Source organism: Brevundimonas sp. NPDC007368 (assembly GCF_042869015.1).
Classification (GTDB): Bacteria; Pseudomonadota; Alphaproteobacteria; order Caulobacterales; family Caulobacteraceae; genus Brevundimonas.
In genome coordinates this window covers 133,678-156,420 of record NZ_JBIAFA010000002.1, presented here as the reverse complement: position 1 = coordinate 156,420, position 22,743 = coordinate 133,678, and the positions used below count along the sequence as shown (strand labels likewise).

Genomic DNA, 22,743 nt, shown 5'->3' with positions numbered 1-22,743 from the left:
CGGACGGTTTCCGGTCGCCCGGCAAAGAGTGGATTCCGCATGAGTGATCGCCGCAAAATCCGTGAGGGAGCCCTGCGCGCCCGGCTCCTGGCCGGTGCGGCCGTCGTCGCCTGCCTGCCGGCCCTGCCCGCGATGGCCCAGAACGCCGCGGCGCCTGCCCCGGCGCCGACCACCCAGAACGCACCTGGAGCCGACGGCCTGACCCCCGACAGCCTCTATGTGAACGCTGACGCGGCCAGCCGCGAGGGCGACGTCGTGAGCGCCAACGGGACGCCCGACAATCGCGTCTACGCCCGGACACGCGACCACAGCATCCGCGCCGAGGAGGTCACCTACGATCTCAAGACCGGCGTCGCCACCGCCGCCGGCCACGCCGAAATCGCAGCCCCTGACGGTACGGTCGTCCACGCCAGCCGCATCGAACTGGATGCGGACCTCAAGGCCGGCGTCGCGACCGATCTCGCCATGCGCCTCGCCAATGGCGCCAGCCTGATGGCGGCGACGGCGGTGCGCCGTTCCGAGAACGTCAGCGAACTGAACCGCGTCATCTTCACGCCCTGCCCGATCTGCGACGTGAACGGACCGAAGCAGCCCAGCGTATCGATTCAGGCCGACAAGGCGGTGCAGGACCAGGACCTGCGCGCCATCCTGTATCGCAACGTCGTCTTCCGCGTCGGAGGGGTGCCGGTCTTCTACCTGCCGGCCTTTGCTCACCCCGACCCCAGCGTCGAGCGGGCGTCCGGCTTCCTGATTCCTTTCCCGGATTTCGATGAAGGCCGCGGCGCCTCGCTGGAGGTTCCCTACCTCCACGTCGTCTCGCCGTCCGAAGACTTGCTGATCAGTCCGCAGATCAACACCAAGGTCGCGCCCTTCCTGAACGCTCAGTGGCGTCGGCGCTTCGACAGCGGCACGCTGGTCGTGCGCGGCGGCTACACCTATGAGCGCGATTTCGGCGATTTCGACCAGGACGGCGACGGCGACGCTGAAAGCAATGTGCGCTTCGGCGACCGTACCAATCGCAGCTATCTGCTGGCGCACGGCAAGTTCGATCTTCAAGGGCCGTGGCGCTGGGGCTTCACGGCCGAACGCACCTCGGACAAGAGCCTTTTCGACCGTTACAACGTCCGGGACACCTATCAGGACAACGGCCTCTATTATGGCGACCGTCGCCGCCTGATCAGCCAGATCTACGCCGAACGGCAGACCCAGAGGTCCTATCTTTCGGTCGCGGCCTTCTCGATGCAGAGCCTGCGGGTCGCGCAGTTCGACCCGGTCACGCCGGCCCTGAACATCTTCGAGGACGACAAGACCCTGCCCCTGGTCGCCCCGCTGATCGACGCGCGCTGGGAAGCTCCGAATCCCGTGTTCGGCGGCCGACTGCGCCTGAGAGGTTCCGCCGTCGCCCTGTTCCGCGACGCCTATGTCGGCTCCCCCACCCTGCCGCCGGAGTTGATCCCCCCCGGCCCGACCGACGGCTTGCCCGGCGTCGACAGCCGACGCGTGACCGGGCAGGTCGACTGGCGCCGCACCTTGATCTCGCCGATGGGGCTGCGCTGGGAGCCCTTCGTGGACGCCCGGCTCGACGTCTATTCGGTCAATGACCTGCCGCCGATGATGGGCGTGAACTCGGACGTCTTCACGCGCGGACGCGCCAGCGCCGGGGTGGATGTCAGCTACCCGCTCTATCGCCGCCTCAGCGCCGAAGCCGACCTGATCCTGGAACCGATGGCCCAGTTGTCAGTGTCGAACGACGCCGACCTGGATCGCCGCATCCCCAACGAGGACAGTCAGACGCTGGAACTGGACCACAGCTCCCTGTTCCGCATGGACCGCTTCCCCGGCTACGATCTGCTGGAAGGTGGAGTTCGCTTCACGGCCGGCGCGCGCGCCACCCTGCGCTGGGACGACAAGCGTTCGGCTAGCCTGTTCATCGGCCGCAGCATTCGCGCTGATGATCAGAACGAGTTCCTGACGCCGATCCCGGACGATCCCGCGCGCCTCTACGACCCCTCCGGCCTGGCCGACCGCACGTCTGACTGGGTGGTCCAGGCGACCTTTGCTCCGTCCGACCGCATCCGCGGCTGGGCGCACGCCACCATCGACCCCAACGGCGACGTTCGCCGCGCGGAAACGACGGTTGACGGACGTTGGGGACGCCGCAACCAGGCCAGCCTGAGCTACATCATCGACCGCTCCAACCCGGTCAGCGGCCCGTTGAACCGCAACTATGAGTTCGTCCAGTTGTCCGGCCACCAGTTCGTCTATGGCAACTGGGGCGTGGCGGTGAACGGCATCGCCGATCTGGAACGCGACATCATCACCCGCTCCGAGGTCGGCCTTCTGTTCGACGACGATTGCTTCCGCGTCGAGCTGGGATGGCGTCGCGACAACACCCGGGTGCGTCCGACCGGCCCCTCCGAAGGGGTCTATATTCGACTTAACCTCGCCACTTTTGGAGGTTCAGGCTATTGAACGCGATGATATGCGCTAAGCATGGCGTACAGGGGCGCGCGCCCTCCACGGCTCGGCATCGTCAATGACGCTGCTGAACGGGGGACGAGACGGCTTTAGGGAATCAGGACTGACGATGCGTTTGATGCGTTACACGACGGGCGTGGCCATGGCCGCCCTCATGGCCGGCACGGCTGTCGGTCAGTCTGCGGCCCAAACGGCCCCGACCCAACCGGCGCCTGCCGCCGGGACGCTGAACCCGGCCGCCGAGGAAGCGCCGCAACGCGCCGCGGCTGCTCCGCAGTTCCGCCTGTCGGACGGCATCATCGCCACCGTCAACGACCGGATCATCACCGGCTACGACCTGCGCCAGCGGATGCTGGTCGTCATGGCCATGGCCCAGGTCCAGCCCACTGAAGAAAATATCGGCGCCATCCAGCAGCAGGCGCTCAACGACCTTATCGAACAGCACCTACAGGCCGCCGAGATCGCCAAGTTCGAATCGCTCAAGATCAGCGATCAGGAAGTCGATGAAGAGATCGCCGGCATGGCGCGCGAGGCCGGCACCACCGGCCCGAACTACATGGCCTTCCTGGAACAGGGCGGCATCCGTCCCCAGGCCTTCCGCGAGCAGTTGCGCACCGAGATCGGCTGGCGTGAACTGGTCGGGGGTCGCTTCCGCGATCGCGCCAAGGTGAGCCGCACCCAGGTCGACCAAGCCATGCGCCAGCTCACCGAGTCGGCCACCAAGCCCCAGTATCTGGTCGGCGAGATCTACCTCGAAGCCAGCCGTGTCGGCGGTATGCAGGAAGCCATGAACGGCGCCCGCCAGCTGGTCCAGCAGATGGTCCAGGGCGCGCCCTTCATGGCCGTCGCCCGCCAGTTCTCGGCCGCGCCCTCCGCCGCCCGCGGCGGCGACGCCGGCTGGGTGGTCCAGGGCACGGTTCAGCCCGCGCTGGAGCAGGCGATGGCGGCGCTCGAGGTCGGCCAGCTTTCCAACCCCATTCCGGTCGATGGCGGAGTCTACATCCTCTACATGCGGGACAAGCGTTCCGGCGCGGCCACCAGCCTGGTTCAAATGAAGCAGGTCATGATCGAACTGCCGGAGACCGCCAGCGAAGCCGACGTGGCCGCCGCGACCCAGCGCCTGGAGACACTGCGCAGCGGAACGACCTGCGACAACATCCTGCAACGCGCCCGCGCCGAGCAAGGCATGCAGGGCGCCGACCTGGGCGAAAGCGACGTGGCCAACCTGCTGCCGCAGTTCCAGCAAGTCGCCCGCTCGGCAGAGGTCGGCACGGTCAGCAGCGTCGTGCGCACGCCGCTGGGCGTGCATATCCTGGCGGTCTGCGGTCGCCGCCTCGGCGGCCCCGAAGCGCCCTCGCGCCAGCAGGTCGAATCCCGCCTGCAGAATCAGAACTACGCCATGCTGGGCCGCCGCTACCTGCGCGACCTGCGGGCTGACGCCCTGATCGAAATCAAGCAAAGATGACCGGGCGGCCGCTCATCGTCACGATGGGCGATCCCGCCGGCGTGGGGCCGGAGATCATCGCCAAGGCGTGGCCGGTTCTGGCCACGCCGCCCGGCCCGCTCGCCCCCATCACGCCCTTCGTCGTCATCGGCGACGCGGACGTCCTGTCGTCCCAGGGCGCGCCGGTCGTGCAGATCTTCAGCCCGTCCGACGCTCGCGGAGTCTTCGGTCGCGCCATCCCGGTTCTGCACCACCCGGCCCCCGCCAAGGTCACGCCGGGCAAGCCCGATCCCCACAACGCGCCCGCCGTCGCCGACTGGATCGAGCGCGCTGTCGATCTGGTCATCTCGGGCGAAGGCGGAGGCGTGGTCACGGCCCCCATCGCCAAGGCGCCGATGTATGCGTCCGGCTTCCGCTTCCCCGGCCACACCGAGTTCATCGCTGAACTGACCGCCGACATGCCGTTCAGCGGCACGCGCGGCCCGGTCATGATGCTGACCGCCAAGGATCTGCGCGCCTGCCTGGTGACCATCCACGTCGCCATCGACCAACTGCCCGAACTGGTCACGGCGGACCGCGTCATGCGCGTCGCCCGCGTCGTCCACGAATCGATGAAGCGCGATTTCGGCGTCGCCGCCCCGCGCCTGGCCATGGCCGCCCTGAACCCCCATGCGGGCGAAGGCGGTTCGATCGGCCTGCAGGAAGTCGAGGTCCTGCGCCCCGCCGCCGCCGCCCTGCGCGCCGAAGGGCTGAACATCACCGATCCCCTGCCCGCCGACACCCTGTTCCACGACGAAGCCCGCGCCCGCTACGACGCCACGATCTGCCTCTATCACGATCAGGCCCTAATCCCGGTCAAGACCCTGGACTTCTGGGGCGGGGTGAACGCCACTCTCGGCCTGCCCATCGTCCGCACCTCGCCCGACCACGGCACCGGTTTCGACATCGCCGGCAAGGGGATCGCCCGCGCCGACAGCTTCATCGCCGCCGTGCGACTGGCTTCAGAGATGGCGGCGGCGCGCGCCACGCGCTGATTTTCCCGCTCATCCCCGCGGAGGCGGGCCCCAGTGAGAGCGTCATTCGCTCCGCCCGGCCATTCCAGCGGACAAACGCTCAACCTTTGAGTATGAAGCCCAAGCACTGGGTCCCCGCCTCCGCGGGGATGAGCGGATTGGAGTTTCAGTGGCTGACGCCCTGCCGAGTTTACGCGAGACGCTCGACGCCCACGGCCTGCTGGCCAAGAAGAGCTTCGGCCAGCACTTCCTGCTGGACCTCAATGTGACGCGCAAGATCGTCCGCTACGCTGGCCCGTTCGAGGGCCGCGCCGTGATCGAGGTCGGTCCCGGCCCCGGCGGCCTGACTCGCGCCATTCTGGAAAGCGACGCCGGCAAGGTGGTTCTGGTCGAGAAGGACCCCCGCTTCATCCCCCTGCTCAGCGAACTGGACGACGGCTCAGGCCGCCTGACCATCGTCGAGGGCGATGCGCTCAAGGTCCGCGAGGCCGAACTGGTCGAAGGCCCCGCCCATCTGGTCTCCAACCTGCCCTACAACGTCGGCACCCCCCTGCTGATCAAGTGGCTGACCGGCCCGTGGCAGCCCTGCGCCCTGACCCTGATGTTCCAGAAGGAGGTGGCCGAGCGTGTCGTGGCCGCGCCCGGCGACGACGCCTATGGCCGTCTGGCCGTCATCACCCAGGCCGTGGCCGAGGCCCGCATCGTCATGCACCTGCCCGCCGCCGCCTTCACCCCGCCGCCCAAGGTGGCCTCGGCGGTCGTCCATGTCGTCCCGCGCGACGAGCGCCCCTCGCCCGGGCGCCTGAAGAAGCTGGAGCTCGTCACCGCCGCCGCCTTCGGCCAGCGCCGCAAGATGCTGCGCTCCAGCCTGAAACAGCTCGGCGGCGCCGCCCTGTGCGAGGCCGCCGGCATCGAACCCGACGCCCGCGCCGAGGTCATCGACATCGCCGGCTTCCTGCGCCTCGCCGACGCCCTGAAGTAAGCCTGCCATGACCGTTGAAATCGAACCCTTCCGCGCCATCAGCGTCAGCCGACTGGCCCATGAGCTGAAGGCCCAGGGCCGCTCCATCATTCACATGGAGTTCGGCCAGCCCTCGACCGGCGCCCCCGCCGCCGCCATCGCCCAGGCTCACCGCATCCTCGACAGCGAGCCCGGCGGCTACTGGGAAAGCCCTTCCTTACGCGCCCGCATCGCCAGGCTCTATGACGACCGCTACGGCGTCAGCGTCGATCACGAGCGGGTGGTCATGACGGCCGGCGCCTCGCCCGCCCTTGTGCTGGCCCTGATGATGCGGTTCCAGCCCGGGGACCGGGTGGCCATCGCCCGCCCCGGCTATGTCGCCTATCGCAACACCCTGAAGGCCCTGCACATGGCGCCGGTCGAGATCGACTGCGGCCCCGAGGTGCGCTTCCAGCTGACCGCCGAGGCCCTGCGCGCCCTCGAACCCGCGCCCGCTGGCGTCATCATCGCCAGCCCCGCCAACCCGACCGGCACCATCATCCCCGAGGCCGAGCTGAAGGCCATCGCCGAGGTCTGCCGCGAACGGAACATCTCGGTCATCTCGGACGAGATCTACCACGGCCTGTCCTACACCGGCCCGACCCCGTCCATGCTGCAGTTCGAGCCCAAGGCCCTGATCGTCAACAGCTTCTCCAAATACTGGAGCATGGCGGGCTGGCGTCTGGGCTGGTTGATCCTGCCCGAGGCCGAGGTGCCGCAGGCCCGCGCCCGCGTCGGCAATATGTTCCTGACGCCCGCCACGCTCAGCCAGCATGCCGGCCTGATCGCCATGGACGAGGAGGAGGAGTTGGAGGCCAATATCGACGTCTATCGGGCCAACCGCGCCCTGATGCTCGACGCCCTGCCGGCCATGGGCCTGCGCTCTATCGCCCCGCCGGACGGCGCCTTCTACATCTACGCCGACATCGGCCACCTGACCGACGACAGCATCGGCTTCTGCGAGGCCCTGTTGCGCGAAACCGGCGTGGCCACCGCCCCCGGCGTCGACTTCGACCCGGTCAACGGCCACCGCTTCATCCGCTTCAGCTTCGCCGTCTCGACACCCCAGGTCGAAGACGCCCTGACCCGGATCAAGCCCTTCTTCGCGGCCAGAACAGCGGCCGCCGAGGAACGCCTCAGCGCCTAGGGGCGTTCGTCAGGGCCCGAAACCTTCGGAGCCTTCATGTCGAAGTCGCGTCTCGTTGCCTCCGCCGCCCTGCCCTTCGCCCTGGTCTTTCTGACCGCCTGCGGATCGCCTGCCGAGACGCCAAAGTCCGAACAGCCATCCGCCGCTTCACCCGCGCCTGCGCTCACGCGCGAGGCGATTGAAGCGGCGGTGTTCGAGGCCGCAGCGCCGCCCACGCCCAACGGCCAGACGGCGCCCGCCGCGCCCGACCCCGCCATCGCCCGCGCCCAGATCCTGCTGGACCGGGCCAACTTCTCTCCGGGCGTCATCGACGGCCTGGGCGGCGACAATACGCGTCAGGCCATCGCCGCCTTTGAAAAGGCCGCCGGTCTGCCCGAGGACGGCGTTCTAGACGCTGAGGTCTTCCGGCGGCTAACCGCAGGCGACAACGGCAAGGTCATGGCCGACTATGTCATCACCGCCGCCGACCTGACCGGGCCCTTCATCGGGCAGGTCCCGTCCGACCTTCAGGCCATGTCGAAGCTGGCCACCGTCGGCTACACTACGCCCCTGGAAGCCTTGGCCGAGAAGTTTCATATGACCGAGGGCCTGCTGCGCGCCCTCAACCCCGGCGTCGATTTCGGCAAGGCGGGCCAGACCATCATCGTCGCCGCCGTCGCCCAGACGGACCTGAACGCCGACGTGGCGCGCATCGTGGTGGACAAGACCGAACGCTCGGTCCGCGCCTATGACGCCGACGGCAAACTTCTGGCCTTCTATCCGGCCACCATCGGCAGTTCAGCGCGCCCGGCGCCGTCCGGCGACCTGAGCGTGGTCGGCGTCGCGCCCGAGCCCAACTACACCTACGACCCTGACCGGGTCAGCTATGACCGGGGCGACCGCAAGGTCATCATCCCGCCTGGGCCGAACAATCCGGTCGGTTCGGTGTGGATCGACCTGTCGCGCGACACCTATGGCATCCACGGCACGCCGGACCCGTCAAAGGTCGGCAAGACCTTCTCCAGCGGCTGCGTACGTCTGACCAACTGGGACGCCGAACAACTGGCGTCGCGGGTCAAGCCGGGAGTGCGCGTGGTCTTCCGCTAGGTCTCGATTCCTGCCCTCTCCCAATGGGAGAGGGAAAAGCGATCAAGTCAGACCACTTCCTTCAGCAGCGCGGCCTTGTAGCCCTCGACCCACAGATTGCGGGCGCGGCGACTGCGTTCGGCGTGATAGATGTGCGCCAGTTCGGCGTAGCTGCTGTCGAAGTCCTCGTTGACCAGGACGTAGTCGAACTCGTCGCAGTGTTCGATCTCGCCCTTGGCGTTGGCGACGCGGCGTTCGATCACGTCGTCGGCGTCCTGCGAACGGGTCACCAGGCGGCGACGCAGTTCTTCCAGGCTCGGCGGGAGGACGAAGACGCGCACGGCGTCGCCGGGGCATTTCTCAGCCACGTCGCGGGCGCCCTGCCAGTCGATGTCGAACAGGACGTCGCGGCCCTCGGCCAGGGCGCGGTTCACCGGCGCGGCGGGCGAGCCGTAACGGTTGCCGTGGACGTCGGCCCATTCCAGGAAGGCGTCGGCGTCGATCAGACGCTGGAATTCCTCCTGGCTGACAAAATTGTAGTCGCGGCCGTCGACCTCGCCCGGGCGAATGCCGCGCGTGGTCATCGACACCGACAACTCCAGCCCCTTGTGGTCGGCCATCAGGCGGCGGCACAGCGAGGTTTTCCCGGCCCCCGACGGACTGGCCACGATCAGCAGGACGCCACGGCGGGGGGTGCGGTTATTCGACATTCTGAACTTGTTCTCGAAGCTGCTCGATGACGGCCTTGAGTTCGAGGCCGATTCCGGTGAGCGGCGTGGTAGCGGATTTCGAGCAGAGCGTGTTCGCTTCGCGCATGAATTCCTGCATCAGGAAGTCGAGTTTTCGCCCTGCGGGGGGTTGCTGCAACAGTGTCCGCGCCGAATCGACGTGCGCGGTCAGACGATCCAGTTCCTCGCGCACGTCAGCCTTAGTCGCGAGGGCGGCGGCTTCGAGGAAGATTCGCTCGTCCAGACCCGGCGCATCGGGGGCCAGTTCGCTGATCCGGCGCGTGAAGCGTTCGCGGATCGCCTCGGTCTGGCTTGAGGCTTCCAGTTCGGCGCGGGCGACCAGGGCTTCGATCGTCCCGACGAAGTCGTGGATCACCGGGGTCAGTTGCTCGCCCTCGCGCTGACGCGACAGCTTCAGCGCATCCAGCGCCTGTTCGATGGTCGCGGCGATGGCGGCCTCGACGACTGCGTGGGCCTCGGGGTCCTCGACCTCTTCGGCCACTTCGATAACGCCGCGCAGGGACAGAAGGCCGTCGGCCGAGGGCGGCGTCGCCCCCTCCTCCGCCAACTGGTTCGCCAGCTTCAGATAGGTGGCCAGCACGGTCTCGTTGACGCGCGGCGCGGGCTCGCTGCCCTCGGCCCGCTTGGCCTGGACGCCCAGCGTCACCTGGCCGCGGTTCAGACGCGCCTGCGCCGCCGCCTTGGCCAGACGCTCCAGGTTTTCGAACCCGCCCGGTCCGCGAAAGCGAACCTCCAGCGAGCGCCCGTTGACCGAACGCGCCTCGACTGTCCAGGTCCAGCCGTCCAGCGCCCCATCGGCCCGACCGAAGCCGGTCATGCCTGAAATGGAAGCGCTCATTGCGGGGCCACCGTCGGCACGGAGATGACCTTGGCGCCCGGCGGGATCGCTACGGGCGCAGCCGCCGCCTCGCCCATCGGCGCCGGCGCCGCGCCGGGCACGGACGCCGTCTGGCCAGGCGGCAGGCCCGCCTTGCGCCGCTCGATCTCGCGCCAGCGCGCCACGTTCAGCAGATGCTCGGGATAGGTCCGCGCGAAGACGTGGCCGCCGGTGCCGTCGGCGACGAAGAAGACATATTCAGAACGCGGCGGGTTCAGCACCGCCTTCAGCGCCTCTTCGCCGGGATTGGCGATGGGCGTCGGCGGCAGGCCGTCGATCAGATAGGTGTTCCACGGCGTCTGGGCGCGCAGTTCCGAGGCGCGGATGCCGCGTCCGAGCGGACGGCCCTTGGTCACGCCGTAAACAATGGTCGGATCGCTCTCCAGCCGCATCCCCAGCCGCAGACGGTTGGTGAAGACCGCCGCCACCTCAGGCCGTTCCGAAGCCAGGCCCGTCTCCTTCTCGACGATAGAGGCCAGGACCAGGGCCTCTTCCGGCGTGGTGACGATGGTATTGGGCGAGCGCTGGGCCCACAGGGTGGCCAACTTGGTCTTGGCGGCGCGCTGCATGCGGGCCACGACCGAGGCCCGGGTCTCGCCGCGCGCCACCTCATAGGTGTCGGGCCACAGGCTGCCCTCGGCGGGCACCTCGACCTCGCCGGTCAGGACCGGCTGTTTCATCAGGATGTCGACAGCCTGGGCCGAGGACCAGCCCTCGGGCAGGGTCACGTAGTGGCGCACCGCCTTGCCGTCGACCAGCAGGCCGACCACGGTGGCCAGCGAGGCGCCCGACGGCACCTCATATTCGCCGGCGCGGATCTTGCGGTCGGCGCCGCTCAGGCTGACGGCGGCGCGGAACAGGTCGGTCGAGCGGATCACGCCCGCCGATTTCAGATTGGCGGCGATAGCCGAGACGCCCGCCCCCGACGGCAGGGTGACGATGGTCGCCTCGCCTTCCTTGGCCGATGGACCCGGCCCCCAATAGACGACCCACAGACCGATCAGGGCCGCGAGCACAAAGACGCCCAGCGTCCCCGCCGCCGTGATCAGGCCGACGCCGAAGCTCGACTTGGCGGCTCCGCCCCGCTTCGGCACGCGGTTCTTGGGGATGCGAACCTTGGGCGCGGAACGACGCGACGGAGCCTTGGCCAAATCAGTCGACCTTCTTGAAGATCACGGCCGCATTGGTGCCGCCGAAACCAAAGCTGTTGGACATGGCGACGTCGATCTTCATCGGCTTGCCCTTGTGCGGGACCAGGTCGATCGGCGTCTCCATCTCCGGGTCGTCCAGGTTGATGGTCGGCGGGGCGATCTGGTCGCGGATGGCCAGGACCGAGAAGATGCTCTCGATGGCCCCGGCGGCGCCCAGCAGGTGGCCCGTCATCGACTTGGTCGAGGAGACGGCGACGTCCTTGGCGTGGTCGCCGACCAGACGCTCGATGGCCTTCAGCTCGATCCAGTCGGCCATGGTGGAGGTGCCGTGAGCGTTGACGTAGTCCAGGTCCGAAGGCTGCAGGCCCGCGCGCTTCAGCGCCGCCTTCATGGCCCGCAGACCGCCGTCGCCATCTTCCGACGGGGCGGTGATGTGATAGGCGTCGCCGCTCATGCCGTAGCCGACGACCTCGGCGTAAATCTTGGCGCCGCGCGCCTTGGCGTGTTCGTACTCTTCCAGCACCATGATGCCGGCGCCCTCGCCCATGATGAAGCCGGCGTGGCCGCGGTCATAGGGACGCGACGCCTTCTCCGGCGTGTCGTTGTAGGCGGTGCACAGGGCCTTGCAGGCCAGGAATCCGGCGATGCCGATCGGCACGACCGAGCTTTCGGCTCCGCCCGCCACCATGACCTCGGCGTCGCCCAGGGCGATCATGCGGGCCGCGTCGCCGATGGCGTGGGCGCCGGTGGCGCAGGCGGTGACGACCGAGTGGTTCGGGCCTTTCAGGCCGTGACGGATCGAGATCTGGCCCGAGGCCAGGTTGATCAGGGCCGAGGGGATGAAGAAGGGGCTGACCCGGCGGACGCCCTGCTCCTTCAGGATGATGGCCGTGTCTGCGATAGGGCCCAGGCCGCCGATGCCGGAGCCGACCATGACGCCGGTCGCTTCCTTGTCGTCCTCGGATTCCGGCTTCCAGTTCGCGTCGGCCAGGGCCTCGTCGGCGGCGGCGATCGCGTAGAGGATGAAGTCGTCGACGCGCTTGCGGTCCTTGGCCGACATTACCTGATCGGGATCAAAGACGCCCGGCTGATCAGGCGCGCCCCTACCACGGCCGTCGACGGACGGCACTTCGCCAGCGATGGTGCAGCCATAGCCCTCGGTATCAAAGGCAGTGATCGGACCGATGCCCGAGCGGCCCTCGACGATGCCTTTCCAGACGTGTTCCACGCCCGTGCCGAGCGGAGTGACAAGGCCGAGGCCCGTGATGACGACGCGGCGCATGGTTCGCGCTCCTTGGACTGCAGAATCGTGACCGAAAACAATAATGGCCGCCGGACGGTCCCGCTAGGGGCCCGCCACGGCGGCCATCATTCAGGAAGTGCGACGGATCGCAGCTGGATTAGCCAGCCAGCTTCTCGTCGATGAACTTCACAGCGTCGCCGACGGTCTGGATGTGCTCAGCGGCGTCATCCGGGATCTCGACGTCGAATTCTTCTTCGAAGGCCATGACCAGCTCGACGTTGTCGAGCGAGTCGGCGCCCAGGTCGTCGATGAAGGAGGCCTTTTCCGTGACCTTGTCCGGATCGGCGTCCAGGTGGTCGATAACGATCTTGCGGACGCGTTCGAGGGTGTCGGACATGAGTGTCTCTCTGCCTGTTTGTTTGTCGCCGTGAAGGCGGGGTCTCAGTGTTCGCCGTGTCACGGCAGCCCCTTGGAAGCAAGACCCGAAGGGACTCACCGCCGCGAAGCATTCCCGCCCTTTAGCACAGCCATCGGGGCGGGAAATAGATTGTTGCGCGTCGTGATCGCGACGCGCAACGCCTTAAATCATCGCCATGCCGCCGTTCACGTGCAGGGTCTGGCCCGTCACATAGGCGGCTTCGTCCGACGACAGATAGACGGCGGCGGCGGCGATTTCGTCGCCCGTGCCCAGACGGCCCGACGGAATCTTGGTCAGGATGGCCTCGCGCTGCTGGTCGTTCAGCACGTCAGTCATCGGCGAGGCGATGAAGCCCGGCGCGATGCAATTCACCGTGATCCCACGCGAACCGACTTCCTGGGCCAGCGACTTGGAGAAGCCGATCATGCCGGCCTTGGACGCCGAATAATTGGTCTGGCCCGGGTTGCCGGTGACGCCGACCACCGAGGTCACGCCGATGATGCGGCCCGAACGGCGCTTCATCATCCCCTTCACCGCGGCGCGGGTCAGGCGGAAATAGCTTTCCAGGTTGATCTGGATGACGGATTGAAAGTCCTCGTCCTTCATCCGCATCAGCAGGCCGTCCTTGGTGATGCCGGCGTTGGCGACCAGGATGTCCAGCGGGCCGCCGGCGGCTTCCTCGGCGCGCGCCACCAGACCATCGACCGATTCCGGGTCCGACAGGTTGGCGGCCGCGAAGAAGGCGCGCTCGCCCAGTTCCTTGGCCAGATCAGCCAGAACGGCTTCGCGCGTGCCCGACAGCACCACCGTCGCGCCCTGGGCGTGCAGCGAGCGCGCAATGGCCCCGCCGATGCCGCCGGTCGCGCCGGTCACGAGGGCGATCTTTCCCGAAAGGTTGAACATTGTTTCTATCCCTATGAAATCAGAGCGACTTCGCGAACGCTTCGAGGTCTTCCGGCGTGTTCAGCGCCAGGCTCTCGGCGTCCGGCGCGATGCGCTTGGCCATGCCGGTCAGGACCTTGCCCGAGCCGATCTCGGCGAAACGGGTCACGCCACCTTCGGTCGCCATCCACTCCATGCTCTCGCGCCAGCGCACGCGGCCCGTGACCTGTTCGACCAGCAGGCGGCGGATCACCTCCGCGTCCGTTTCCGGGCGGGCGGTGACGTTGGCGACCACCGGCACGGCCGGGGCGACGATCTTCGCGTCCGCCAGGGCGGCGGCCATTTCATCGGCGGCGGGCTGCATCAGCGGGCAGTGGAAGGGCGCCGAGACGTTCAGCGGAATGGCGCGCGCGCCCAGTTCCTTGGCCTTCTCGATGGCGCGATCCACAGCGGCCTTGTCGCCCGAGATGACGACGTTGCCGTTGTTGTTGTCATTGGCGACGACGCAGACGCCGACTTCCGAACCGGCCTTGGCCGCCTCTTCCGCCAGAGCCAGGTCGGTCTTGGGACCGATCAGCGAGGCCATCGCGCCCTTGCCCACCGGCACGGCGCGCTGCATGGCCTGGCCGCGCAGCTTCAGCAGGCGGGCCGTGTCCGACAGGCTGATCGCCCCGACCGCCGCCAGGGCCGAGTATTCGCCCAGCGAGTGACCGGCGACGAAACCGGCCTTGGTCACGTCCACGCCGAACTCGACCTTCAGCACCCGCGCCGCCGCAACCGAAACAGCCATCAAGGCCGGCTGAGCGTTTTCGGTCAGGGTCAGCTGGTCTTCCGGGCCTTCGCGCATCAGGTCGAACAGCTTCTGGTTCAGCGCGTCATCGACCTCGGCGAAGACGTCGCGGGCGCTGGCGAAGGCCTCGGCGAGAGCTGCGCCCATGCCGACGCTCTGGCTGCCCTGACCGGGGAAGAGAAGCGCGAGGGTCATAGAGGAACGATCCGTGGTCCGTTGATTCAAGGCGCCGAGGGGTAGGCGAAACCCTCCCCTACGGCAAGAAGAACGGCGGATCGTCCCTCGTCAGTCCTTGATTTCAGCGGTGCAGGGACGGTCGTCCGGCCCCGCCGCGCCGTCGCAGCGACGCAGGGCCAGCAAGCTTTCATCGCTCTCGGTCAGGCGATTGCGGCCGTCCGCACCCCGCGTCAGGGTGAAGGCGTCATACAACTGCCCCGTGGCGGTGAAGGCGCGGAACGACAGGCGATCGGCCTCGACGTCGATCAGTTGATATAGCTCGGTGTTCTCGGCGGCGCGCACTGGCTGGGTGTCCGCCCGATCATTCAGCCCGTACATCTTGGAGCCGGTGACCGAGACGACATAGACCGGCCCCTGCGGACGCCCCGCCGCGCTGTCGGCGCGCGAAGCCTCGGCGCCTGCCGGGTTGGAGACGCGACCGTAGCAGTGGTCGTGGCCCTGCAGCACCAGATCGATATTGCGGGCGTCGAAGATCGGCTTCCACGCCGCCTTCAGCTCTTCGGTGTCCTGGGGTCGGGCGCAGGTGTAGATGGGCTGGTGGAACAGGGCGACGTTCCAGCGCGCAGGGCTGCTGGCCAGCGTCGCGTCCAGCCAGCGCGTCTGCGCCTCCAGCCCGCCCAGATCCAGCGCCGCCGTGCCGTCCAGAACGATGAAGCGCACGCCCTGATAGTCGACGAAGTAGCTGGTCGCCTTGACGCCCTCGGCGCCGTTGTCCGGCAAGGCGAACTGCAGCGCCCAGTGCGGGCCCAGCACGCGCGTTTCCTCGCCGCCAGGCAGGATATGATCGACATACTCGTGATTGCCGGTCGCCGGCAGCTGCGGCGTCATGGCGAAGGCGCGACCGCCGGCCTCGGTCCATTCGCCCCACTCGTCGTCGTGAACCTTGACCTCGCGCTGCGCCACCAGATCGCCGGCGTGGACGACCAGGGCGGCCGGGCCCGCCTCCTTGAAGGCCGAGCGGATCACGCGCGAGCCGATCTCGAGGATGTCGTTCTGGGTGTCGCCCAGATAGATGAAGCGGAAGGGGGCGAACTCCGCCTTGGCCGTGCGGAACGGCAGCCACTCGCTCCAGCCGTCGGCGGCGCGGACGCGATAAACATAGCGGGTGTCGGGCTTCAGGCCGTCGAAGCGAACCTGATGATAGAGGGCCTGACCATTCTCGTTCTGGATCGGGGCCGTGGTTCCGGCCACGGTGCGGGCCGTATAGCCCAGCAACGGGCCGTCGATTTCCTCGGCGACCTGGGCCTCGGCGGCGGTCTGACGCGTATCGGTGCGCCAGGCTACGCCTGCGCCGCGCGCGGCGTCGGCGGCGGGGCTCAACACGATGCGGTCAGCCCAGCCCTTGGCGGCCCATCGCCCGTTCGGCGCGTGCAGAGGCGGCGGCAGCGGATCGGGGTCCGGCGGAGCCACGATCTGGGCCATCGACGGCGCGGCGGCCATCAGGACAGCGGCGGCGGCCAGAAAGGCAGCGGACAGTTTCATGGAAGTCTCCCCGATAGTCTGAGGGAGGAGCTAGCCACCTATTGCAACGGTTCGCCGGGGCTTTTGTGAAACTCCTGCGAGGATTGCGCCGCCTACGACGGGATCAGCCCGATCAGTTCCTTGCCCGCCAGCACCGCGAAAAGGATCGCCGCCGCCGCCAGCAGCGTGTTGGACAACCAATGGCTACGCCATTCCCTCGGCACGCGGTCGCTGTTCAGCAGCCACAGCAGGGTCCCGGCGAGGAAGGGCATGAACAGGCTGCCCAGCACGCCATAGGCCACGATCAGGCCAAACGGCCGGTCGATGAACAGCAGAGCCATCGGCGGAAAGGTCAGCCACAGGGCATAGCCGCGGAAGGCTCGGCTGCGGTCGCCGCGCACAGCCTCCTCGCCCGCCCTGCCCCGCACATGGGCGGTGAAGTCGGCGAACATCAGGCTGACCCCCTGCCAGACGCCCAGCAGGCTGGAGAAGCTGGTGGCCCAGAAGCCGACCAGAAACAGGACGGAGATCGGCCACCCGAACCGCTCCCTCAGCACCTGATCCAGATCCAGCAGCCCCCGGTCGCCACCCTGCAAGGCGATCCCGGCCGCGTGCAGCAGCTCGGCCCCGACGATCAGCATGGCCACGACAAAGACGCCCGTGACGACATAGGCGACCCGATTGTCCAGCCGCATCACCGACATCCAGCCCGGCCCCTTCCAGCCCTTGGCGTTCAGCCAGTAGCCATAGGCCGCCATGGTGATGGTACCGCCCACCCCGCCGATCAGGCCCAGGGTATAGAAGACCGACCCTTGCGGCAGGGTCGGCCACAGGCCGGTCAGCAGGGCCGGAATGTCGGGCGTGACCAGCACCGCCAGACCGACCACGGTGACGAACATCACCCCGACGCAGGCCGTCATCACCTTCTCGAACAGGCCGTAACCGCCGAACCAGACGAAGGTCAGCCCCGCGATCCCGCTCAACATGCCCCAGACCTTGAGGTCCAGCGCCGGGAACAGGGCCGCCAGCGGCAGGGCCGTCGCCGTCATGGCCGCCGCCCCGTAAACAAAGCCCCAGATGACGACATAGAGGCCGAAATAGAGCCCGGCCCAGTTGAGCCGCCCGCCGATCGCCCCGGGCAGCAGCCCTCGCCCCAGACTGGACCAGCCGTCGAAGATCGTGCGCTCGCTGGCCAGGGTCCAGCGGCCCACGGCCTCGGCCAGGGCGATCTTCAGCACCGTGCCGACGATGGCAGCCCACAGCAGGGCATAGCCGAAGCGCGAGCCGGCGATCAGGGTCGCCACCAGATCACCCGCCCCTACGCCGGTCGCCGCGACGACGATGCCGGGCCCGATCAGGGACCAGCGCCTTTTCAGAAGGGCGTTCGGCTCGGATGAAGTCATGCGGCGTCTCCGGTCAGGCGCAGACCATCCGCTGTTTCGGCTGCGCTTGGCAACGCGGGTCGGTCAGCCTTGCTCTGGCGGGCTTTTTCGCCTATACGCGCCGCCTTTCCAGGGCTTCGGTCCTGTTGCGGAACGCCAAAGGGTTCGGGAAGTCATCCCGGCCGCCGCTTCAGGAGCCATCGTGGACAGGACTACCCGGTCCCATTCACGCCGATGCCCACAAGGGAGACTACCGCATGGCTCTTTACGAGCACACGGTCATGACGCGCCAGGATATCTCGGCGCAACAGGCCGAAGCGCTGAACGACACCATCAAGGCTCTGATCGAAGAAGGCGGCGGCAGCGTCGCCAAGATCGAGTACTGGGGTCTGCGCAACCTGACCTACCGGGTCAAGAAGAACCGCAAGGCTCACTATTCCCTGCTCGCCATCGACGCCCCGGCCGCCGCCGTGGCCGAAGTCGAGCGTCAGCTGTCGCTGAACGAAGACGTCCTGCGTTGGCTGACCGTCCGCGTCGAGGAACTCGACCTGGAACTGTCGCCCCTGCTGGCCCGTCGTGAACGTGAGCGCGATCGCGATCGCGCCCCGCGCGCCGACGAAGCTGCGGCCTCGGAATAAGGAACCGGATCATGACCGACACCACCGCTCCCATCCCGGGCGCCCCGGCCGGCTCCGGCTCGGCCGGCCGTCGTCCCTTTTACCGTCGCCGCAAGGTCTGCCCGTTCTCGGGGGCCAACGCGCCGAAGATCGACTACAAGGACGTGAAGCTGCTGCAGCGTTACGTTTCCGAACGCGGCAAGATCGTGCCCTCGCGCATCACCGCCGTTTCCGCCAAGAAGCAACGCGAACTGGCCAAGGCCATCAAGCGCGCTCGCTACCTGGCCCTCCTGCCGTACGTGGTGAAGTAAGATGAAGGTCGTTCTGCTGGAACGCGTCGAGAACCTCGGCGCCATCGGCGACGTCGTCACCGTCAAGGACGGCTTCGCTCGTAACTACCTGCTGCCGCGCGACAAGGCTCGCCGCGCGACCTCGGCCAACCTCAAGGCGTTCGAACTCGACCGCGCGGCTATCGAAGCCCGCAACGAGAAGAACAAGGCCGAAGCTCAGAAGGTCGCCGACAAGATCGACGGCCAGACCTACGTCATGATCCGTCAGGCCGGTGAAACCGGTCACCTGTACGGTTCGGTCGCCGGTCGCGACGTGGCTGAAGTCATTCAGTCCGAAGGCGGCAAGGTCGAGCGTTCGCAAGTCGTCCTGAACGTCGCGATCAAGGCCCTGGGCGTCCACGAAGTGCCGGTTCGCCTGCACCCCGAGGTCCGCGCCACGGTTAAGATCAACATCGCGCGTTCGGCTGAAGAAGCCGAGCGGCAAGCGAAGGGCGAGGATGTCATCCGCGCCCAGTTCGACGACGAGCGTAACGCCGCCGAACAAGCCGCCCAAGAACTGATCGAAGGCGGCGCCGGTCAACAAGAAGGCTTCGGCGACGAAGCCTGATCTGTCGACTGACGGTATCGATCAAGGGGCGCGTCCTTCGGGACGCGCCCTTTTTTTCTTGGCCGGTCAGTTTAGGTTTTCTATACATTAAGCGACATATTCTCGATATCCCGCGCCGCTTTCGCACCGCAATATCGCCATGGCTCATCCTCCCCGATGGGCGGGAGACGATGATGCGAATGCGCCTGTACGCCACAATACACCGCCCGGTCGTTCGACCGGCGCGATGTCCAGCCCGCCGCTGATCGCCTTTCGGCCGGTCCGCCGCCGGCCCTGACCACCCAGACAATCGACGCAGCCTCACGACGCCGCTCAACGGCGCCGCCCGCCGCCTTGCGTCCAATCAGAAAAGCTGACCTCTCGAGATGACCTTCGCCTATCGTTCCAGTCTGTTCCTTGCGGCATCCGGCGCCGCCCTGCTGATCGCGGGCGCCGCCTCGGCTCAAGAAACGCCCGACGACGCTACCTCGGTTGATGACATCGTCGTCACCGGCAGCCGCGTGCCCAGTCGCTCGCGCCTCGACACCCTGGCCCCCGTCGATGTCGTGACCGCCGAGACCCTGTCGAACCGCGGCACCACCGAGTTCGCCGCCGCCCTGGCCCAGACCGTGCCGTCGCTTAGCTTCGCCCGCCCTTCGGCCAATGACGGCTCCGACTCCATCCGGCCCGCCACACTGCGCGGCCTGTCGCCGGACCAGACCCTGGTGCTGGTCAACGGCACGCGCCGTCATGCCTCGGCCCTGGTCAATGTCAACGGCACGGTCGGTCGCGGCTCGGCCGCCGTCGATCTGAACGCCATCCCGACCGGGGCCCTGGACCGGGTCGAGGTCCTGCGCGACGGGGCCTCGGCCCAATACGGCTCGGACGCTATCGCCGGCGTCATCAACCTGCGCCTGAAGGAAGCCCGCGAGGGCGGCGGCGCCAGCGTCACCTACGGCCAATACGCCACCACTGTGAAGACCGCTCGCGGCGAGCGCGACGAAACCGACGGCCGCACCATCACCGCCTCGGCATGGCAGGGCCTGGGCCTCGGGTCCGACGGCTTCCTGACCCTGTCGGCCGAGTATCTGAACCGTGAGCCGACCAACCGTTCGGATCTGGATCCGCGCGTCACCCCCAACGCCGTCACGGCGCGTCTGGGCGACCCCAAGGTCGAGCAGTGGACCGTCTTCGCCAACGCCGGCAAGCCTTTGGCTGCGGGTTGGGACGCCTACGGCTGGGCCGGCTATCAGGACCGCGACAGCGAAGGCGCCGCCTTCCCTCGCCTGGCCAACAACGCCAACAACGTGCCCGCCGTCTATCCCAACGGCTTCCTGCCCAAGATCGCCATCAACTCTCGCGATCTGTCGCTGTCGGGCGGCGTGAAGGGCGAGATCGCCGGATGGAACGCCGACTTCAGCCTGGTCTATGGCCGCAACGCCCTGGACTTCCGCACCGAGGACTCGCTGAACGCCACCTATGGCGCGGCCTCGCCGACCAGCTTCGATTCCGGCAGCCTGATCTATGACCAACTGGTCTTCGGCGCCGACTTCACCCGTCAGTTCGAGGTCGGCCTCAGCGGCCCGCTGAACTTCGCCTGGGGCCTGGAGGCCCGTCGCGAAGGCTACAAGATCGAGGCCGGTCAGCCGGAATCCTGGAACCGCGGCCCGCTAGGCGGCAACACCGCGCTGGCCGGCGGCGCGCAGGGTTTCGTCGGCTTCCAGCCCTCGAACGAGGTGGACGAAGACCGCGACGCGGTCGCCCTCTACGCCGACGTGGAAATCCCGCTGACCGACAAGTTCACGGTCGAGGGCGCCCTGCGGGTCGAGGACTACTCCGACTTCGGCGACGCCCAGACCGGCAAGCTGGCGGCCCGCTATGACTTCAACCCAAGCTTCGCGCTGCGCGGTTCGGTCTCGACCGGCTTCCGCGCGCCGTCGCTGCAGCAGAGCTTCTTCACCTCGACCTCGTCGGTGATCCAGAACGGCGCCGTGGTCGAAACCGGCACCTTCCCCGCCACCAGCGCCGTCGCCACGGCCCTGGGCGCCAGGGCGCTGAAGCCCGAGACCTCGACCAACTATTCGCTGGGCGCGGTGGTCCGCCTGGGCGACTTCGACCTGACGGTGGACGCCTACAAGATCACCATCGAGGACCAGATCGTCCTGTCCGAACTGATCAACCGCAGCTTCTCGCCCCAGGTCGCCGGTCTGCTGGACCCGCTGGGCGTCCAAGCCGCGCGCTTCTTCCTCAACGGCGTGACGACCGAGACCGAGGGAGTCGATATCGTCGGTCGCTATCGCCTGCGCACCGAGAGCGTCGGCGACTGGGACTTCACCGTCGCCGCCAACGTCAACGACGTCAGCGTGACCAGGCTACCGACCTCCTCCTCGGTGCTGAACCCGGTGCCGACCCTGTTCGCACGCAGCCGCATCCTCACCATCGAGGAAGGCACGCCGGATACGAAGGTCTCAGGCTCGGCGGACTGGAAGTTCGGCCGCTGGGGCGCGACGGCGCGGGCGACCTACTACGCCGACGTGCTGCAGGCTGGCTCGACCCCGGCCAACGACTACTCGACCGGGGCCAAGACCACGGTCGATCTGGAAGGCCGTTTCCAGTTCACCGACCGCGTCGGCCTGGCCGTCGGCGTCGATAACGTCTTCGACGAATACCCCGACTTCGTGCCCGAAACGCTGAACAGCAACGGGGTTCTGGGCTTCCCCTACTATTCTCCGTTCGGGTTCAACGGCCGCTACGGCTACGCCCGTCTGAGCGTGAAATGGTGACGACGGCGGGACCCGAGCGCGAGGGAGCTCTCCCCTCCGCCTCGCGTCGGGCCCTGCTGGTCGGGGGCGGCGTGGCGGCTGCGGCGGCGACCGCCGCGGCCGTCTCGTCCCGCCCGGCCGAAGCAGCGGTTCAGGTCGGCGACGACAGCACCCTCAGCCCCTGGGGCGCGCACCCCAAGGGCCCGCCCCAGCCGCTGCCGCGCGGCGTCGACTTGCCCTCGACGCCGCGCGCCTACACCGAGATCAGCAGCTATCACGCCCACATCTACTTCAACGAGGACACGGCCTACCGCGCGGCCCAGCTGCGCGACTGGGTCATCCATCGCTTCAAGGTCGAGCTGGGCGAGTGGAACGAAGGGCCGCGCGGGCCGCACACCACGCCCTCCTTCTACTTCGGCTTCGCCAGGGAACAGGTTCCGACCGTCATTCCCTGGCTGATGCTGAACCATCTGGGGCTGAAGATCCTGATCCACCCCAACACCGACGATCCCTATGCCGATCACCTGATCAACGCCCTGTGGATCGGCGAGACCCAGCCGGTGAACGCCTATCGCATGGCGCGCTCGGCCAAGGCGGCGGGAGGGGACATCGAACGGATCTATCCCAACACCCTGCCGACGCTGCCGCTGGAGACCTGACAGCGTTCATCGAGCATTCATCACAGGGGCGAGAAGCTGGGCCGTTCCAATCGAAGGGGTCCGCATGAAGAAGGCCACGCTCGTCCTCGCTCTCGCCGCCAGCCTGTGGGCCGGCAGCGCCAGCGCCATGACGGTTCAAGAGTTCCTGACGTCCGCCAACCGAATCCCGCGCAATCCGACCGCCCTGCTGCGGTCGGACACGCGACGTCTGATGAACGAGGTCAAGCAAGCCTTTACCGCTGTGCGTAGCGAACAGGACGCCGCGCGGACCACCGGTCGCCGCCCCGCTACGTGCATGCCTGACAAGGTCAGCCTATCCGCCGACGCCTTGCTGGCTCGGTTTAACGCCATCCCCCAGGCGCGCCGCAACATCAGCGTGACCCAGGCCGTGCGGGAATGGATGGCGGCGGAGCATCCCTGCCCTTCCTGACCACCGCTGATCCATCAGGGGTTTTCAGGACCGTCCACAGACGGCGTCGGATGGTCCCCATG

21 protein-coding genes are annotated in these 22,743 nt (G+C 67.8%); 12 read left to right on the top strand and 9 right to left on the bottom strand.

What is annotated here, in order from left to right:
- The first annotated feature begins 39 nt into the window (after positions 1-39).
- From ACFYLW_RS04370 to ACFYLW_RS04345, 6 genes are all read left to right on the top strand, one after another.
- Positions 40-2,472 carry an LPS assembly protein LptD gene (locus ACFYLW_RS04370; RefSeq protein WP_312062064.1) on the top strand — a complete coding sequence of 811 codons (2,433 nt, stop codon included), beginning with the start codon at positions 40-42 and terminating at the stop codon, positions 2,470-2,472.
- Positions 2,473-2,596: 124 nt separating this feature from the next.
- Positions 2,597-3,943, top strand: a complete 1,347-nt coding sequence (locus ACFYLW_RS04365; protein WP_312062066.1) for a peptidylprolyl isomerase — start codon at positions 2,597-2,599, stop codon at positions 3,941-3,943.
- The gene (gene pdxA / locus ACFYLW_RS04360) at positions 3,940-4,956 is read left to right on the top strand and encodes a 4-hydroxythreonine-4-phosphate dehydrogenase PdxA (RefSeq protein ID WP_312062068.1); all 1,017 of its coding nucleotides are present in this window, start codon (positions 3,940-3,942) and stop codon (positions 4,954-4,956) included. Before ACFYLW_RS04365 ends, pdxA begins: the two co-directional genes overlap by 4 nt.
- A gap of 148 nt (positions 4,957-5,104) precedes the next feature.
- Complete coding sequence (gene rsmA, locus ACFYLW_RS04355; protein WP_312062070.1) at positions 5,105-5,917, top strand: 16S rRNA (adenine(1518)-N(6)/adenine(1519)-N(6))-dimethyltransferase RsmA; 813 nt, start codon at positions 5,105-5,107, stop codon at positions 5,915-5,917.
- A 7-nt stretch (positions 5,918-5,924) separates the two neighbouring features.
- A complete protein-coding gene (locus tag ACFYLW_RS04350; RefSeq protein WP_312062072.1) occupies positions 5,925-7,082 on the top strand; it encodes an aminotransferase class I/II-fold pyridoxal phosphate-dependent enzyme in 1,158 nt (385 codons plus the stop codon).
- A 36-nt stretch (positions 7,083-7,118) separates the two neighbouring features.
- The gene (locus ACFYLW_RS04345; protein ID WP_312062074.1) at positions 7,119-8,168 is read left to right on the top strand and encodes a L,D-transpeptidase; all 1,050 of its coding nucleotides are present in this window, start codon (positions 7,119-7,121) and stop codon (positions 8,166-8,168) included.
- 47 nt (positions 8,169-8,215) lie between these two features.
- Here the strand turns inward: ACFYLW_RS04345 and gmk are convergent, their stop codons facing one another.
- The 9 genes from gmk to ACFYLW_RS04300 form a co-directional block, all read right to left on the bottom strand.
- Positions 8,216-8,857 carry a guanylate kinase gene (gmk, locus tag ACFYLW_RS04340; RefSeq protein WP_312062076.1) on the bottom strand — a complete coding sequence of 214 codons (642 nt, stop codon included), beginning with the start codon at positions 8,855-8,857 and terminating at the stop codon, positions 8,216-8,218.
- The gene (locus ACFYLW_RS04335; RefSeq protein ID WP_312062078.1) at positions 8,847-9,734 is read right to left on the bottom strand and encodes a YicC/YloC family endoribonuclease; all 888 of its coding nucleotides are present in this window, start codon (positions 9,732-9,734) and stop codon (positions 8,847-8,849) included. Before ACFYLW_RS04335 ends, gmk begins: the two co-directional genes overlap by 11 nt.
- Positions 9,731-10,924 carry an endolytic transglycosylase MltG gene (gene mltG, locus ACFYLW_RS04330; RefSeq protein ID WP_312062079.1) on the bottom strand — a complete coding sequence of 398 codons (1,194 nt, stop codon included), beginning with the start codon at positions 10,922-10,924 and terminating at the stop codon, positions 9,731-9,733. The genes ACFYLW_RS04335 and mltG overlap by 4 nt, the downstream gene beginning before the upstream one ends.
- Position 10,925: 1 nt before the next feature.
- Positions 10,926-12,206, bottom strand: a complete 1,281-nt coding sequence (gene fabF / locus ACFYLW_RS04325) for a beta-ketoacyl-ACP synthase II (protein WP_312062080.1) — start codon at positions 12,204-12,206, stop codon at positions 10,926-10,928.
- Between the two features lie 118 nt (positions 12,207-12,324).
- A complete protein-coding gene (locus tag ACFYLW_RS04320; RefSeq protein ID WP_105564338.1) occupies positions 12,325-12,564 on the bottom strand; it encodes an acyl carrier protein in 240 nt (79 codons plus the stop codon).
- A 183-nt stretch (positions 12,565-12,747) separates the two neighbouring features.
- A complete protein-coding gene (fabG, locus tag ACFYLW_RS04315; protein ID WP_312062083.1) occupies positions 12,748-13,488 on the bottom strand; it encodes a 3-oxoacyl-[acyl-carrier-protein] reductase in 741 nt (246 codons plus the stop codon).
- A gap of 19 nt (positions 13,489-13,507) precedes the next feature.
- Positions 13,508-14,452 carry an ACP S-malonyltransferase gene (fabD, locus tag ACFYLW_RS04310; protein WP_312062085.1) on the bottom strand — a complete coding sequence of 315 codons (945 nt, stop codon included), beginning with the start codon at positions 14,450-14,452 and terminating at the stop codon, positions 13,508-13,510.
- 90 nt (positions 14,453-14,542) lie between these two features.
- Positions 14,543-15,976: a metallophosphoesterase family protein gene (locus tag ACFYLW_RS04305; protein ID WP_312062087.1), complete on the bottom strand. Its 1,434-nt coding sequence runs from the start codon at positions 15,974-15,976 to the stop codon at positions 14,543-14,545.
- Between the two features lie 92 nt (positions 15,977-16,068).
- Entirely contained in the window at positions 16,069-17,358 is a 1,290-nt protein-coding gene (locus ACFYLW_RS04300) for an Nramp family divalent metal transporter (protein ID WP_312062089.1), read from the bottom strand.
- Positions 17,359-17,594: 236 nt separating this feature from the next.
- On the opposite strand from ACFYLW_RS04300, the gene rpsF reads away from it, so the two are divergent.
- From rpsF to ACFYLW_RS04270, 6 genes are all read left to right on the top strand, one after another.
- Positions 17,595-17,975 carry a 30S ribosomal protein S6 gene (gene rpsF / locus ACFYLW_RS04295; RefSeq protein WP_292082521.1) on the top strand — a complete coding sequence of 127 codons (381 nt, stop codon included), beginning with the start codon at positions 17,595-17,597 and terminating at the stop codon, positions 17,973-17,975.
- An 11-nt stretch (positions 17,976-17,986) separates the two neighbouring features.
- Positions 17,987-18,265 (top strand): 30S ribosomal protein S18, encoded by a 279-nt coding sequence (gene rpsR, locus ACFYLW_RS04290; RefSeq protein ID WP_105564333.1) that lies wholly within the window; start codon positions 17,987-17,989, stop codon positions 18,263-18,265.
- Position 18,266: 1 nt separating this feature from the next.
- Complete coding sequence (gene rplI / locus ACFYLW_RS04285; RefSeq protein WP_292082520.1) at positions 18,267-18,851, top strand: 50S ribosomal protein L9; 585 nt, start codon at positions 18,267-18,269, stop codon at positions 18,849-18,851.
- Positions 18,852-19,216: 365 nt separating this feature from the next.
- Positions 19,217-21,613 carry a TonB-dependent receptor gene (locus ACFYLW_RS04280; protein ID WP_312062093.1) on the top strand — a complete coding sequence of 799 codons (2,397 nt, stop codon included), beginning with the start codon at positions 19,217-19,219 and terminating at the stop codon, positions 21,611-21,613.
- Positions 21,607-22,251: a DOPA 4,5-dioxygenase family protein gene (locus ACFYLW_RS04275; RefSeq protein ID WP_313472611.1), complete on the top strand. Its 645-nt coding sequence runs from the start codon at positions 21,607-21,609 to the stop codon at positions 22,249-22,251. The genes ACFYLW_RS04280 and ACFYLW_RS04275 overlap by 7 nt, the downstream gene beginning before the upstream one ends.
- Before the next feature lie 64 nt (positions 22,252-22,315).
- Entirely contained in the window at positions 22,316-22,681 is a 366-nt protein-coding gene (locus ACFYLW_RS04270) for a hypothetical protein (RefSeq protein ID WP_312063616.1), read from the top strand.
- The last annotated feature ends 62 nt before the right edge of the window (positions 22,682-22,743 follow it).